Here is a 14,786-nt window from a genome sequence, read left to right as displayed (position 1 = left end):
CTCCCGTTATCCGCCGGCGTGCAGACCGGCTGCCAATCCGGGCTCTTGGTCAACCGGATCGCCACCAGCTTGGCAAAACATGAACTCGGCGGCAATCAAATCAACCAAGGCATCGCGCCCCTCAAGGCCAAGCCCGATCGCGTAGGAGTCAAGATCATCCGGCACCCTCTGGTCAAGACGTGTTTCAAAATACCAGATCAAGGCGCGCGTCCGGGTTGCAGCGTTGCTTTGATCCGGCAACAGCGCCGATTTGCGCTGCGCCCGGTCACGCAACGCGCTGTAGTCGCCCGAGCGTCGAAGCTCGGCTAGCAAAGCGGCATCCATTGTCTCGGCCAGCGTCTGGATTGCGATCTCGATACGGGATTTGTCAGCCAGCATCGCCTCGTACTGCGCAAGGGTCAGGTCATTTTCTTCCAGCCATTCGAGTAAATCCACGTGGCGGGGCAGCCGGGCCTCCAGCCGATGCTCTGTCATTTGCTTGACCACGGCGTTTTTATCCGGCTCCAAACCCTGCCGGCGGGTTTCGTCTTTGGACAGCAAGCCTAACGCCGCGCGATCACGCAGATGCGCGTAGAGAACCGGATCAAGCCGCAGCTCATCCACTAGCGCCCGCGCCTCGCTATCCTGTTGTGCGGCTTCCCCATCCACACGGGCGCGGAGGTCACGCCAGACCAGCGTCCGTTCGGTGCGATGTGCGTCTGACACATTCGTTCCAGCATTCAGAAAGCGGGCCATCTCAGCCAGCATCGCGCGGGCGTCATCCCCTTTCGCATCCACCTGCCCCTCGGGCAACCATCGTTGAAAGGGTTGCGGGTCCGAAGCGCCCTCAAGGATGCGATCCCAAACCCGGTCACGGTAGTGCAGGTCTTTCGCCTTTTGCTGCAACGCGTCGCCCGTCTCTGACGACAACACACCCGCTGTCTTGGCTTGCGCAATGGTGGCGCGGATCGAGACCATAGGCTCGCTCAGCGGTGGAAAGCCAAGCTCGGCAGGGCCGTGCAGCACCGCCACCTCGTCATCATCTTCGATGGCACCATTCAGGTAACCCTCAAAAATCTGGCCGATCCCGATCATCCCGAAATCCGCCAGCTCTGCCGCGCGCAGCGCACCCATGCTGGCACTGCCAAAGACCGGTATACCTTGCTCCAAGGCCCACAGGATTTCCTTGTGCCAGACCGAGGGCACCCCGTCGAAATACCCGTCTATAATCCCGATCGCACGCGGCTTTTCCCGCACTGCCCGATACACATCGCCCTGCTGAACCGGGGGTAGGATAGTGGCGTTCAGATGTTCGCGCACGGCTTCGGCCCGTAGCGTCGGCCCGACAAAAACAACCACGCTCATGACGTCACCGCTCGCGCACGGGGGCCTGCGACAAAGTCGGGATCGTCATGGGGCGCTTCCAAGCCTGGTATCACCGCGCGCACCACTGCGATGTCAATTTCGGGTCGCGACAGATCAACAGTGACCACCTGATCTATGCCTGCCTCGGACAGGCGCGCCAGCAACAAAGACAGGTCATCCGTGAAAGATCCGGTCACGTAGGTTGGGCATTCGGTGAAATCACCGATGGGCGCCGAGCCATCGATCAGTTCGCGGATGTATCCGCTGCGCCAGTTCCGGGCAGTGTCCGAGAACTCTTCCGGGTCCAGATCATCCCGCGCCCCTGAGATATAGGTCAGCCGTGTTTGCGCCGCTTCGGTCAGCGCCCGCAGTAGGGCAATGGCGCGATCCGGGTGGCAGCCGTCGCCGATGCCGATATGGCCCGTGGTGCCTCCGTCCTCACATATCGCGCAGCGAAAGCTGGCGATGCCGATGTCCGAGGTCGTGTCCCAGATTCCCAAATCAAGCCCCGCCGCAGAAATCTGTTCCATCGCCTGAAGGCAACGCGGGTCGTCCACTGTACGGGGATCAACACGCGGGGTTGCGCCCCGGTGGTGCCACAGCGTTGTGGCGTCACGCTCGATCAACTCGCAGATCGCGTGGCAACTGGCTTCGGTCACGTTGTTACCGGACGCCAGCCCGTTTGTCGTTCGCGGAAACGCCCGCTGCCCAGCCACGGGCGAGGTGGTATAATCGGTGTCCACCATCTCATACGGCACCCAGCAGGGCTGGCCCGAGGGCAGATCGCGCCCCAGCACCCACAGTATCGCCTGATGAGGGTCGAACTGCCCGCCGGTGACGCTGGGCAGACGGTCGGCATCGATCACATACTCCACCGCCAGATCAGCAAAGCTGGACAGCCGTAGCGGCAGTTCGATCCGCTCTGCGTGCCAGGATTCAATCGCTTCCATCACGCCCGAAGCCCGGGCTGCGCTCAGCGACAGCCCCTTGCCCAGCGACACCGCGACCGAGCGCGAGTTTGGCCGCGTCACCATCACTGTCGGCAATCCAACCCGGTCCAGTCCCGTCAGGTTGGCGATCCGGGTTATGCCCATCTGCTTGAGGAATGGTTTGACGATGGCCAGGGTCTCTTCCGGGTCGCGCAGCCGGTGGGTGTCTAGCACATAAGACTTCTGCGAATTCCCGGACATCCAAATGACCTTGCCAAATATCTGATAAACCATCGTAACCCGCCGGGCGGATCATGTCGGCGTCAGGATGCGGGATGAATGCGTAGTGGTCAACCGCGCACCGGCCCGGCAATCCACGCTTGCATGACCCGCGCGCTGCCGTTAAACGAGCTTCCGCATCGCCTCAATAGCTCAGCTGGTAGAGCAGGTCCTTCGTAAGGACAAGGTCGGGGGTTCGAGTCCCTCTTGAGGCACCATCCCCTTACGACAAGCTTTACCCGCGTTCAGATACTCATCTCGATACGCGCGCCCGGAAAACGCGATATCAGCGCGTTTGCTTTGGCACGTGGGGTCAGGCATAGGGCGGTTGAGAGCCCGTCTGCCAATGCTGCCTGCGAGGCTGAGATTGATACAGCCTGATAGGGCGCACCCAACCCTTTCGGGTTCAGGATATGCCCCTGATCGCCCTGTAGCATGGTGCCTTCGGGGGCCGAGGTTGCAACGGCGCGGTCCTGCAGTGTGATCCGTTTGGCGACAGCACCGTCGGGCTTGGCCAGCCCGACGCGCCACGGCTCGCCATTGCTCCGCTGGCCAAGGGCGGCGACCTCGCCCATATCCACCAGCACATCGCGCAGATCGAAGGATCGCATCAAAGCGGAAATCCGGTCAGTGATCGCACCTTGAGCAATCCCGTTCAGGGTAATCGCCGAGCGTCCGGGATGCGGCAGGCGGATCTCACCGGCGCTTACGTGAATCTTGTCCCAACCAATCGTCTGGCGCGCACGTTCCACTTGCGACCCCGCCGCGCCACTGGCGAGCGCTAGCCACATGGGCTGGATCGTCGGATCAAACACCCCGCCCGAAGCGTCGTGAAGCGTGGAACAAAGGCTCAGCACCTCCAGCAGCTCAGGCGCCGGGGTGACCAGGTGGCCGATCCGGTTAAGCTGACTGATCTGCGAGTGCGTCCGGTAGAGGCTGAATATATTCTCCAGCCGATTCAGCTCTGCCTCGACCGCAGCAAAGATCGGCGCGGCCTGTGCGTCCGTCGAGCCTTCCAGCCACAGGCTGGCGGGTGCGCCCAGCGCGATACCGCGCCATTGGGCGACGTTGCCAGCAGCGGCGGGTACGGCGGCGCAGGCGGCTGAGATGGCCAGGAAACGGCGGCGGGTCAGAAGGGTCATGCGGGGGTCTCCAGCGCGAGGTCCAGATCGACGGGGCCCAGCACTTCGGCATCGGGAATATCAGACAGTGGCAGGGCGCCGCCGCCATATTTGGCAATGAACGCCTCTGCCGCGGCGGGGTCGCCAAAGGGCACGACTTCTCGCGCACCCATGCCACCGGCCACATCGGCGCCGACGACAAAGGTCGCACCATCGGCGGCGATCCAGTTGGAAATCCCCGGTTGCCGCCAGCTGGGCGCGACGCTCATGTCACTGACATAGACAGCGGTGATCTTGGCGTCACGTTCGGGGCTTTTCAGATAGGCCAGCATGTCGCGCACCTGCGCAAAAAACAAAGGCGCGGGATAGCCTTCCAGATGGATCTGCCCTTTGGGCCCGCCGTGTTCCGCGATGTTCATCTGGCAGAAATAACTCAGCGCATCCGGGGTGAGATCAACCGGGTCGGGAGCCTCGGCCACCTCTTCTTTGCAGGCCGTCAACGCGACCAGAGCGATCAGGGCTAGGTATCTCATGGCTCAACTCTCCGAAATGCGAGACGCGCAAGGGCAAAGCCCAGCACCGGCCAGATCAGCAGCGAGGCGGGCGCGGCCCAGACCGGCAGGGCCTGCGCCGCCCCGGTCATGCCCGAGGCTATCGCGACGCCCTCGGTTGCGGCGATGTTCCACAAACGGAATGCGTCGGCCGGGTTGGCCACCATCACCCATGGAAAGACGGATTGGGTGAAAGCGCCGCCCTTGTCCATGACGACGGCCCCCAACAGGCCCAAATCATAGAGGACGACAAAAACCAGCCAGAGCCCGGCCGACAAACCTGCCGCCGCCGTGGCCCCCTTTGCCAGGGCGGACAGCAAGTATCCAAGCGCCAGAAAGACAGCGCCCAGCAGGATAGATGTGAGGATCAGGCGGACCAGAGCCATCAGGCTTTCCGGACCCGCGCCGCCAAAGAAGGCGGCCACTGCGCCAGCGGTGCCGAAACCGATGGTCATGGCAAAGGCCAGCGCGGCCAGATGGGCGGTGAATTTGCCCAACAGGATTTCTCCGCGCCCCGCCGGGTAGGACAGCAGCAGTGACAGGCTGCCGCGATCCACGTCGCCCGCGATGGCGTCAAAGGCGATCATCAGCGCCAAGAGCGGTGCAAGATAGACCGAAAGCGTGGTCATCGAGGCCACCGAGACGGTCAGCATGCCGACTCCCAACGTGCCGGTTGGTGCGCTGCCCGCAAAGGTCAGCGCCAAAGCGAACAGCACCATGATCAATGTGGCGACCAGCAGCCAGCGGTTGCGGCGCAGGATCAGCATTTCTGTGCGGGTGATGGCGAGGAAGCGGGTCATTGCAAATCCTCCTGTGCGTAGTGGCGATAGAGGTCTTCCAGCTTGGGCGGGGTCATTTCCACATCCGCCACAGCGTCGCCCAATCCGGCGATCCGGCGCAGCGCCTCCATCTTGTCTTCGGGTGCGCAGAGCAATTCAACGGATGCCCCATTGATCCGGTTGCCACCCAGTTCAGCGGCCAGCACATCAGGATTGGCGCTGGCGCGTACTTTCAAGCGGATCGGCAGACCGGCCAGAGCCGACAGATTGTTCAGCGTATCGTCAGCGACCATCCGGCCCTTGCGCATGATGGCGATGCGATCAGTACGGGCCTCGACCTCGGTCAGCGCATGGCTGGCGATTAGAACGGCTGTGCCTTGGGCAGCCAGCTCGTCGATGATGGCATAAAGGTCCTGCCGCGAGATCGGGTCCAGCCCGCTTGTCGGCTCATCCAGCAAAGCCACTTTCGGTTGACCCAACAGCACCTGCGCCAGACCCAGACGTTGCCGCATGCCTTTGGAATAGGTACCGATCCGGCGGTCCAATGCGTCGCTGAGACCAACGCGCTCCAACAGGCCAAGCACGTCGGCCTTTGCACCTGAAAGCTGCGCAAACAGGGTCAACTGCTCGCGCCCCGTCAAGGCGGGATGAAATGACACCGCTTCGGGCAGATAGGCCGTCTCGCGACGCGCCTGAGCACTACCGGGGGTGGCGTCTCCGATCCGAATGGCTCCGCCATGGATCGGCGTCAGGCCGAGGATAGATTTGATCAGCGTCGACTTGCCAGCACCGTTATGGCCCAACAGCGCAACGCGCTGACCGGGGGCAAGAGACAGGGTGATATCGTCAAGAACGCGGTTTTTTCCACGGTCCTTGAGAACATGGTCGATTGACAGGGCCTTATCCGTCATGAGGCACCTTTTTCATAGCTGGGGGTTCAGGGGCTTGCATCAATGGGTTGCTGTCCATCACGCCCCCCGGCAACAACGCCGGGAAGGCCGATTGCGACCAGCGCACCAGTTGCACGGCAGGGGAGCCGAGCAACAATTTGGCTGAGGGTTGGGTCCACAGCACATGGTCCATACTGTCATTGGGGCGATAGGGGGCATCGGCAATGCCGTTGCCATCCACATCATAAGCGGCGAAATCGGACCAGTAGTTGCCGCGTCCGTCTTCGGACCACTCGACCCATTTGGTCGAGACATATTTCACCTGCGTCCGGTTTCCGATGAATGAATTGCCAACGATGCGGTTGCGCTCGCTGCCAGCGGTAAAGTGGATGCCGATGCCGCATCCCTCAAACCAGTTATCGGTGAACTCGTTCTTGTTCGAGTTATAGAGGAAGCTGCATTTCTCTTTCGCACCTTTCACAACGTTTCCGGTGATGGTGCTTTTGTTGGCATAGTTCAGCATGACGCCATGTTCGCGGTCGCCGATCGAGACGTTATTGGCCACGGTCACATTGGTCGTGAACATCACCGCGTAGCCCAGATCATTGCCGATCGAGACGTTGTCGCTGACCACCGAATTGTCGGCATACATGTAATGCACGGCAAAACGCAGATCGCTAAACAGGTTGCCGGTGAAGGTGTTCTTCTTCGACGAGTTTACAAAGATTCCGTCGCGGCCATAGCGGATATCGTTGTCCTCAACCACCGCACCCGGCGCGTTCCAGACATAGACGCCATTGCCACGCTCGTTCATGCGCTGGTCTTGCCGCCCTTCAATCCGGTTTCGCCGGACGATACTGTCCTTGGCCCCATGGATGTCGATGCCATAGAGATTGCCCAGCAGCACATTGTCTTCGACCACCGGCGCATGGGCCGTCTTGGTCAACTGGATGCCGCTGTCGATCCCGTCATGGTCCGAGCCCGATCCGATCACCGTCAGACCGCGCACGGTCACACCCGGCCCGGTCACGGTGATGACGCTGCCTTCGCCTTGTCCGTCGATGGTGGCCTGTCCCAGCCCGTCAATCGTGACGGGCCGGTCCAGAACCAGCGTTTCTGTGTAAACGCCGGGGCTCAGGCGGAGGGTGTCCCCATCCGCCGCCTGCGCCAGTATCTCGTTGATGGCCCCTGCCCGGTTGGGCACATCCCAATCCGCCGCCCAAAGGGGCGAGCCGAGCAGGAGCGGTATAAGCAGGGACCAACGCATGGTTACGCGCTCCGCGGCTCAACGAACATCCGGCCGCGCATCTCCATGTGCAGCGCGTGGCAGAACCACTGGCAATAGAACCAGTGCACGCCCGGACGGTCGGCAATGAAGGTGACCGAGGCGGTGGCCTGCGGCGCAACCTCCATCGCGATGCCGAAGTTCGACAGGCACAACCCGTGGGTCACGTCATCCACGTCATCCAGGTTGGTGACATACAACGTTACCTCGTCACCCTGCTTGACGGTGAACTTCTCAAGGCTGAACACCGGCGCGGTCGAGGTCATGTAGACCCGCACCTTGTTGCCATCGCGGATCGGCTCCTCGGCGCCCTCTTCAAGGTCCACACCATCGGCGGCAGCCTGCTGGCGCGCTTCTTCCCACATCGGGTCGTTGCGATCCCAGACATTGACCGGGTTCACCTTGGACCGGTGCACGAGGATCGAGTCATGCGGTTCCGCGAAGGTCGGGCCGTCATGGACCACCTTCATCTTATCACCCGAGATATCGATCAACTGCTCGTTTTCCGGCTTCAGTGGCCCGACGTTCAGGAAGCGGTCTTTCGAGAACTTGTTCATCGAAATCAGCCACTTGCCATCAGCCTCAGCCGTTTCGCCCATCGAGGTCGAATTGTGGCCCGGCTGATAATGCACATCCACTTTGTCTAGGATCGGATCAACATCCGCACCACCGTAGGCTTCGATGGCCTTGGCGATGTCCCACTTCACCACCTGGCTGTCCAGGAACAGGGTGGTGTAGGCGTTGCCTTTGCCATCAAACGCGGTGTGAAGCGGGCCAAGACCCAGCTGCGGTTCCGCCACGATGGCCGAGCGTGGATCGGCATTGTCGGCAAACAGCGCATCGACCTTTTCCACATCGATCACGGATACGGTCGGGGACAGCTTGCCGTTGATCATGATGTGTTTCTTGTCGGGCGCTGCGTTCACACCATGCGGCGAATTCGGGATCGGAATATACCGCGTCAGGTTGCCGCCCGCCTCTTTACGCCCGTCCACGACCTTGACGCCGTTCAGCTCCTGATAGTTGCCAGCAGCAATCGCGTCTTCGATGCCTTTCAGGTTGAACACGACCACGTGGTCCAGCTCATTCTCGGTCATCTCGGCCAGGTTCATACCCATTTCCGAGTTATACGAGGTCGAGAATGCGTATTTGCCCTGATAGTCGCAGTCAGTGTTGTCGAGGTTGCCCGACACCATCACCTGCCATGCGATCTCCATCGTATCACCATCAATGGCGGTGAAGATGTTCACGTATTGCGACGGATCATCGAGGATCTCGCCATCATTGACCAGCGGTGCCTCGTGTTCGCCATTGGCGAAGATATAGCCGGTGCGCGGGTATTTCTGCGGACGCAGACCGTGGATGTCATGCGCGTTCGGGATTTCGATGATCTTGTCGCATTTCATCACGTCGCAGCGGATGCGCGCGACGCGTGTGTTGGCCTTGTCATTCATGAACAAATAGCGGCCATCATAGGTGCCATCGGTGAAGGACATGTGCGGGTGGTGCAGGTCGCCATTGTCGTAGGTGACTTTGCCATTGGCGGCCAGGTACTGCTTGGTCTCTGGCAGCAGCCCTTCGGTCAGGATCTTCAGCGACTCGTTGGTCTGGCCCCAGCCGGTGGCCGAGCAGCGGTTGAATACCGGAATGCGCATCAACTCGCGCATCGACGGCACGCCGAGGATACGCACCTCGCCGGTCTGACCCGAGGACCAGAAGCCGTAATATTCGTCCAACTCGCCGGGCTCCAGCGCGGCATTGGCGGCGGCGCTGGCCTCTTTCGCGGTCATCAGGGTGCTGCCCAGACCGGTTCCGGCCAACACGGCGCCGGTTGCAGAGGCACCCAGCAGTCCGCGGCGTGTGACATTCAGTTTCTTATCGTGTTCCGACATGATCGTTCCTCCTTTTTAGGAAACGGTTTGCGGTTTGGCGTTCGGATGGTTCGCCGGTGGTTGTCCGAGGGGGGTTTTCGGTTGAACCGACCCTGTCTTGGCCCGCCGTTTCAACTGGCGGATAACGACGGGACATTTGTCCTCAGACTGGTAGAGCACCTGACAATGCAGGCAGGTGACGCACTCGTTCGGATTGATCTCACCGGTTGGGTGGATCGCCTGAACGGGGCATTCGTTGGCGCAGGTCTGACAGGGGGTGCCGCAATCCTTGTAGCGGCGCAGCCAGTCGAACATGCGGATACGGGCAGGGATCGCCAGCGCACCACCCAAGGGGCAGAGATAGCGGCAATAGAACCGTTCGATGAACAGCCCGATCCCCAGCAGGGTCAGCGCAAAGACCACGAAGGGCCAGTCGCGCATGAACTTCAGAATGATCGCGGTCTTGAACGGCTCGACCTCGGCATAGGTTTCAGCCAGCGGGATCGAGACAAAACTGATCCCGAACAGCACGAGGAAGATCATGTATTTCGCGGGCCAGAGCCGCTCATTCAGGCCCCAGGGCAGTGTCCATTGCGGCACCTTGAAGGCCCGCGCGATCTTGTTGGTCAGTTCCTGCAGCGCGCCAAACGGGCACAGCCAGCCGCAATAAGCACCCCGACCCCAGAACAGCAGCGCGGCAGCGACAGCGAACCATTGGATGAAGACCAACGGGTCCAGCAAGAAGGCATCCCAAGAGAAGCCGGTGCGCAAGCTGCCTGCCAGCGCCATCAGGTTCACCACGCTCAGCTGCGCATTGGCGTACCAGCCGATGAAGAACAGCGTCATGGTCAGGTATCCGATGCGGAACCAATAGAAGACGCGGGCGTTCATGGTGGCGTGGAACTGGAAGAAGAATGTCGCTGTCAGCACCAAAAGCATGACGCCCAGCACCCCGATCTCAACCGTGCGATCCTTCCAGATGCGTTTCCAAAGCGCGGCCTTGGCTGCTGCCTCGCCGGTGGCGTCATCGACGACTACAGGGGCCGTAACGGGCAGCAGATACTGCTCGGGCAGTTTGTAGCCCAGATCGAAGGTCAGAAAGGTCTTCTCAACCGCGCCCACAGCCCGCTGCGCCAACAGTTGCAGGCGGAAGGGCTCGGCCGGATCAAACTCGGCCTCAGCGGGGATCTTGAAGATGTCCAATTCCGTGAAGCTTGGGGCATCGGGTGCCGCAACCTTGCCTAACCGGCGCTGCTGCTTGTCGAAGAATCGCACCGAATTGTCGCCTTGGATCAACTGAATCCGGTCGAAAATCCCGCCCCGGACATAGCCCGAGCCCTTGAAGCTGTAGGCCCCACGCCCCAGCACCAGAATGGCCTGCTCGCCTTCGTCCAGCCAGTCGACCATGTTTTGATATTCGGCCTCACCCAGCAGCGACTTGCCGATCGACGGCACGGATACCAACGCCATATGCATATCAATATAGGTGTCATCTGGTTCGCCGGGTTCAGGGCGTTTGATGGCGCGCTGATCTCCGGTGGCTTCGAACGCAGCGTTGACCTGCCCGATATCCAGCGTCAGTCGCCGGACCGAGCCGTCGCCGGACAGGGTGGTCCAGTCGTATACCGCATCCTGCGCCAGATCGACTTCGCGTTTCGGCCCATCGGCCTGCAGCGGAGACAAACCGCCCAACCCCAGCGCCCGCGCCACCTTGATGCCGCCGCGCACAAGACTGTCATCAATCACCATGATCGTGACGGTGGCCCCCGAGATGATATCGAGGTCATGCCCCTCACCGCCGGTTTCAGCCTCAACCTTCAAGTCCAGACCGGCATAGCCTTCGGTCAGCTCAACCATGCGCGCGTTGGGGATGCCAATCAGAACGATGGGCTCCGAGTGTTTGACCAGTTGCACACCGGTTAGCACCGCTTGATCATCGATGGCGGCGACCACATGGATCGGTTTGCCGGAATAGCCGGTGGTGCCAACGAAGTCAGAGGTTAGGAAGGCCCAGGCAACGGTTTCGCCGCCCTTCAGAACGGGGGCAACCGGAACGTCATCACGGACCGGCCCAAAGGCATCAGCACCGGGGGCCAGATCGGCGGGTTCAATCTCGGGCAGGAAGCTGGCAAGGCTGTCGGCATGGGCGCTGATCGCCATCAGGCAGGACAGGGCAAGGGCCAGCAGGAAATGGATTGCGCGACTTACGACCACGGCGCACCTCCGATACTTAGGGTGGACGCCATGGACGCGCGCAGGGTGCGTTCAGCAGTTTCTTGGGTCGGGCGCGGAGGTCCCCGGGTTTCGGGCCACAGCTTATGCGACTTGTACAACATGGAAGAATTGCTGTTCTGAAGCTGTACAACACGGAAGTTTCCGATTTGCGGTACCTGCACCAGCTCGGGTGCGGGCGCTGCACTGGTGACAGCGCACAGCGCGCAATCGGCGCATTTTGGGCAGTACGCGGTCGGGTCTTCGGTGTCCTCCTCAAGATCAACTTCAACCCAGACCGCGCCGCCTTCCGAGCAGATCTCCATCCAGACACTTTCACCGGGACTCGCCAGCACCGGTCCAAAGGCCTGCAACAACAGAAGGAATATGCCTGCCAACCCACATGCCGCGCGAGTTGCGCGTACAGGGAGATTGTGCAGAGGGATCAGGGCAGGCATGGAGTCTCCGACTCGGAAAGCTATGCCTTTGGGGTATTGGATTCTACCGAGTCGCGACTTGACTTAGGTTAGGTGAAGCAAATTTCTGATTTTCTTTTCAAATCAATCGTCTGCCTCATCCATCAGGCCACGCACCCAGCGCCCCGCCAGCCATGAGGCGGGCACGCCCAAGGGGATGGACCATAAGATCGCAGGTACTGGTTCAATGGCACCAAACCCCGCGCTGTGCAGGATCAGCCCAGCCAGAAACAGGTTGATGGCCACGGTCAGAGCCGTGGCAGGATAAAGCAGGATGGCCAGCTTCCAGACCGGCCATTTGCCTTCAGTGGCTGGTGCCTTCCGAGAAGGTGATTTTGTTCCAGACATTGTACTTCCCAGACGGTTTACGCATCGGCAGGCGCCGGACCTCTTCCAGCGTTTGCGCGTCATAGACGATCACCGCGCCGTCATCTTCCCAGATCGAAACCAGCGCGTGACTGCCATCCTTGGTGAATTCTACATGCGCCACGGTCTTACCCGGCGCGGGGCGCAAAGTTCTCACGATTTCAAGGCTTTGCTTGTCGATCACGTGCATGGCATCCTTGTTCGGGCCAAAGAACACATCGGCCCAGACGTAAGGCGAGTTCTCATGGCTGCGCATGAAAAATCCTGGCCCTTCGGTTTTGATCCGCTTGACGGTTTCCCATGTTCCCATGTCGATCACCGAGACCGTGCCATCGGTCAGATGCGGCGTCGCCATCACGGTGGTGTCGCCCTGCTGCCAGGTGATCCCCGAACCTAAGTGAGGCATCCCCGGCAGGTCCAGATCCGCGATCTTATGACCGATCACCAGATCAATCACCTGCCCGCCCTTGCCATCACGCGAGGCGCCCATAACGTATTCATAACTCTGATCGAAAAAGAAATCGTCCAGATAATCAGGCGTGGTGATCTTGCGCACGGGGAACGGGTCAGGGTTCTTGAACTGCCCCTCGATGCGGAAATCGTGGCCAATACCGGATTGCGGCGGGTTGGCCCCGTAGAACACCTCCCAAATCTCAGGGACATCCTTCAGCGCCAGAACAAAGCTTTCGCGCGGTGGTGCCTGATAAACGGCAGAAACACGGCTGGGAACGCCCTTTTTGCTCTTGACTTCAATGACTTTCGCGACCGACAAGTCCTCTGTCGACAGCAGGGTCAGCGAGTTCGGTAAATAGTTCGCTACCGCCACCCATTTGCCGTCACCCGACATTGCGATGTTGCGGCTGTTTAACCCCGCGCGCACGCGGCCCACCTGTTTCAGCGCCCAGATATCATATTTCTGCACCCAGCCATCGCGCGACATGATGAAGACATAGCGGCCATCGGGGCTGAACTTCGGCCCACCATGCACGGCGAACGGGGTTTCGAACCGATCCAGAACCTCGAACGTATCGCCGTCCAGCACACTGACATGATGATCGCCTGTTTCCACCACCAGCGTGATGTTCATCGGGTCGCTGTCCCAGACAGGCGCGTCAACCGATGCGTACTCATCATCCAGAGTCCGGCTGGCCATGATATCGGCCTCACCCCATTCGGGATCGGTCTCCAGCGGAGATTTCAACCATCCCGCCAGTTCCTCGATCTGCAACGCGTCCAACTCGTGCGAAAACGCAGGCATCTGGGTGGCCGTACGCCCTTCGGCAATAACCGCCGCCACGCGTGGCCCACGCATCCGTTTCAACGTCTCGGGGATCAGCGCCGGACCGACCCCACCCAGACGGTTTTCGCCATGACATGAGGCACAGAATTCAGCATAATCCGAAGGTGCATCAGCCCAAGCTGCGCCGGTCAGCAGCAGCGAGCAGAATGTGCCGATTTTCAAGGTGTCAAAAGAATTGATGCGCCGGATCATGGCTTTTCCCTCGGAACGGCGTGACCTGCAGACGCTCGCCTGCGCCCTGCACACCGATTTCTTCGTTTGATAGATAGCAGGCCGGGTCCTCGGCCCACGGGTCGCCGGTCAGTTGCAGAGCACGGATGCGGGTGTTGCCACCGCAGACATCCTTTAATTGACAGGCCCCGCAACGCCCCTTCAAAGGACGCGGACGGGTACGCAGCATGGCGAGCATCGGGTCATCGCTGGTCCAGAGTTCCGAAAACGATTTGGTCTTCACATTGCCAACAGTGTAATCGGACCAATAGGTATCGGGATGCACGCGGCCGAGGTTGTCGATATTGGCCACGCCCAAACCGCTAGAGTTGCCACCCCACGCCGCAAGATGTTCCCGCACATTGGCAGCTTTGTCATGGTCGAAATGCGACCGAACCCAGTTCAGGAAATACCCGGCATCGGCATCGTTATTGCCAGTCACGATATCCAGCGGACGGCCGCCCGAGACGGCTTCCCACGCACGTTCCAACAACAAATCCAAACCCTTACGGGTGCGCAAATGCTCGGCATCCTCGCCTCGGTTCTTGTCACCGCGCCCGGCATAGACGAGGTGAGACAGGTAGAACTTGTCGACACCCTCATCGTCGCACAGTTGCAGCAGGTCAGGCAGGTGGTGCTGTGTGCCCTCGGTCAGGCAGAAACGCAGACCCACTTTGATGCCGCGTTTCTTACATTCGCGAACACCGCGCAGGGCGTCGGCAAAGGCGCCTTCGACGCCCCGGAACCAGTCATTTGTGGCCCCGATCCCGTCCAGCGAAATGCCGACATAGTTGAAGCCCACGTCGGCGATCATGTCGGCGGTTTCGTCGTAAATCCGCGTACCGTTGGTCGACAGTGCCAGCATCGGCACCAGATCGCGGGCGCGTTTGGCGATGTCGAAGAAATCGAACCGGTCCAGCGGTTCCCCACCCGAGAGGATCAGGGCCGGGACGCGGAATTGGCCCAGATCCTCAAGGGTTACCATGGCTTGCTCGTGACTGAGCTCACCGGGGAACGCGACATCTGCTGAAACTGTGTAACAGTGGCGGCATTTCAGATTGCAGCGCCGCGTCAGGTTCCAGATCACTACCGGCTTCACCGGGCCGGGACGGCGTCTGCGCACCGGTGTCGGTTTGACGAGCTGCTGCATGTATTCGGTCAGGCGGAACATGTC

At 60.7% G+C, this 14,786-nt stretch carries 13 protein-coding genes and 1 tRNA gene; 1 reads left to right on the top strand and 13 read right to left on the bottom strand.

The features are described from left to right. Positions 1 to 6 precede the first annotated feature (6 nt). Together ACR0AU_RS17740 and ACR0AU_RS17735 are read right to left on the bottom strand one after the other, a co-directional pair. The gene (locus tag ACR0AU_RS17740; RefSeq protein ID WP_480796029.1) at positions 7 to 1,344 is read right to left on the bottom strand and encodes a TfuA-like protein; all 1,338 of its coding nucleotides are present in this window, start codon (positions 1,342 to 1,344) and stop codon (positions 7 to 9) included. Then, a complete protein-coding gene (locus ACR0AU_RS17735; protein WP_480796028.1) occupies positions 1,341 to 2,567 on the bottom strand; it encodes a YcaO-like family protein in 1,227 nt (408 codons plus the stop codon). Before ACR0AU_RS17735 ends, ACR0AU_RS17740 begins: the two co-directional genes overlap by 4 nt. Positions 2,568 to 2,694: 127 nt before the next feature. Between ACR0AU_RS17735 and ACR0AU_RS17730 the strand changes: the two genes are divergently transcribed. After that, a tRNA-Thr gene (locus ACR0AU_RS17730) sits at positions 2,695 to 2,770 on the top strand. A 27-nt stretch (positions 2,771 to 2,797) separates the two neighbouring features. Here ACR0AU_RS17730 and ACR0AU_RS17725 read toward each other — a convergent pair. The 11 genes from ACR0AU_RS17725 to nirJ form a co-directional block, all read right to left on the bottom strand. Continuing rightward, complete coding sequence (locus ACR0AU_RS17725; RefSeq protein WP_480796027.1) at positions 2,798 to 3,694, bottom strand: FAD:protein FMN transferase; 897 nt, start codon at positions 3,692 to 3,694, stop codon at positions 2,798 to 2,800. After that, positions 3,691 to 4,206, bottom strand: coding sequence for a nitrous oxide reductase accessory protein NosL (locus ACR0AU_RS17720; protein WP_170733810.1), 516 nt, complete (start codon positions 4,204 to 4,206; stop codon positions 3,691 to 3,693). Before ACR0AU_RS17720 ends, ACR0AU_RS17725 begins: the two co-directional genes overlap by 4 nt. Further along, positions 4,203 to 5,024: an ABC transporter permease gene (locus tag ACR0AU_RS17715; protein WP_480796026.1), complete on the bottom strand. Its 822-nt coding sequence runs from the start codon at positions 5,022 to 5,024 to the stop codon at positions 4,203 to 4,205. Before ACR0AU_RS17715 ends, ACR0AU_RS17720 begins: the two co-directional genes overlap by 4 nt. Further along, positions 5,021 to 5,914: an ABC transporter ATP-binding protein gene (locus ACR0AU_RS17710; protein WP_170408068.1), complete on the bottom strand. Its 894-nt coding sequence runs from the start codon at positions 5,912 to 5,914 to the stop codon at positions 5,021 to 5,023. The genes ACR0AU_RS17715 and ACR0AU_RS17710 overlap by 4 nt, the downstream gene beginning before the upstream one ends. After that, complete coding sequence (locus ACR0AU_RS17705; protein ID WP_170733812.1) at positions 5,904 to 7,160, bottom strand: nitrous oxide reductase family maturation protein NosD; 1,257 nt, start codon at positions 7,158 to 7,160, stop codon at positions 5,904 to 5,906. Before ACR0AU_RS17705 ends, ACR0AU_RS17710 begins: the two co-directional genes overlap by 11 nt. A gap of 2 nt (positions 7,161 to 7,162) precedes the next feature. Beyond that, on the bottom strand, positions 7,163 to 9,070 hold the full coding sequence (nosZ, locus tag ACR0AU_RS17700; protein WP_170466506.1) for a TAT-dependent nitrous-oxide reductase: 1,908 nt from the start codon (positions 9,068 to 9,070) through the stop codon (positions 7,163 to 7,165). A 15-nt stretch (positions 9,071 to 9,085) separates the two neighbouring features. Further along, the gene (locus ACR0AU_RS17695; protein ID WP_480796037.1) at positions 9,086 to 11,209 is read right to left on the bottom strand and encodes a 4Fe-4S binding protein; all 2,124 of its coding nucleotides are present in this window, start codon (positions 11,207 to 11,209) and stop codon (positions 9,086 to 9,088) included. A 44-nt stretch (positions 11,210 to 11,253) separates the two neighbouring features. Beyond that, positions 11,254 to 11,718: a DUF2946 family protein gene (locus ACR0AU_RS17690; protein WP_170566636.1), complete on the bottom strand. Its 465-nt coding sequence runs from the start codon at positions 11,716 to 11,718 to the stop codon at positions 11,254 to 11,256. A 102-nt stretch (positions 11,719 to 11,820) separates the two neighbouring features. After that, positions 11,821 to 12,084, bottom strand: coding sequence for a hypothetical protein (locus ACR0AU_RS17685; RefSeq protein WP_170398115.1), 264 nt, complete (start codon positions 12,082 to 12,084; stop codon positions 11,821 to 11,823). Then, complete coding sequence (locus ACR0AU_RS17680; RefSeq protein WP_480796025.1) at positions 12,041 to 13,594, bottom strand: cytochrome D1 domain-containing protein; 1,554 nt, start codon at positions 13,592 to 13,594, stop codon at positions 12,041 to 12,043. The genes ACR0AU_RS17685 and ACR0AU_RS17680 overlap by 44 nt, the downstream gene beginning before the upstream one ends. Next, the gene (gene nirJ / locus ACR0AU_RS17675; RefSeq protein ID WP_223117358.1) at positions 13,569 to 14,783 is read right to left on the bottom strand and encodes a heme d1 biosynthesis radical SAM protein NirJ; all 1,215 of its coding nucleotides are present in this window, start codon (positions 14,781 to 14,783) and stop codon (positions 13,569 to 13,571) included. The genes ACR0AU_RS17680 and nirJ overlap by 26 nt, the downstream gene beginning before the upstream one ends. Between the last annotated feature and the right edge of the window lie 3 nt (positions 14,784 to 14,786).

Source organism: Ruegeria sp. CG1, assembly GCF_056537265.1.
This window is presented reverse-complemented; position numbering and strand designations above follow the sequence as displayed.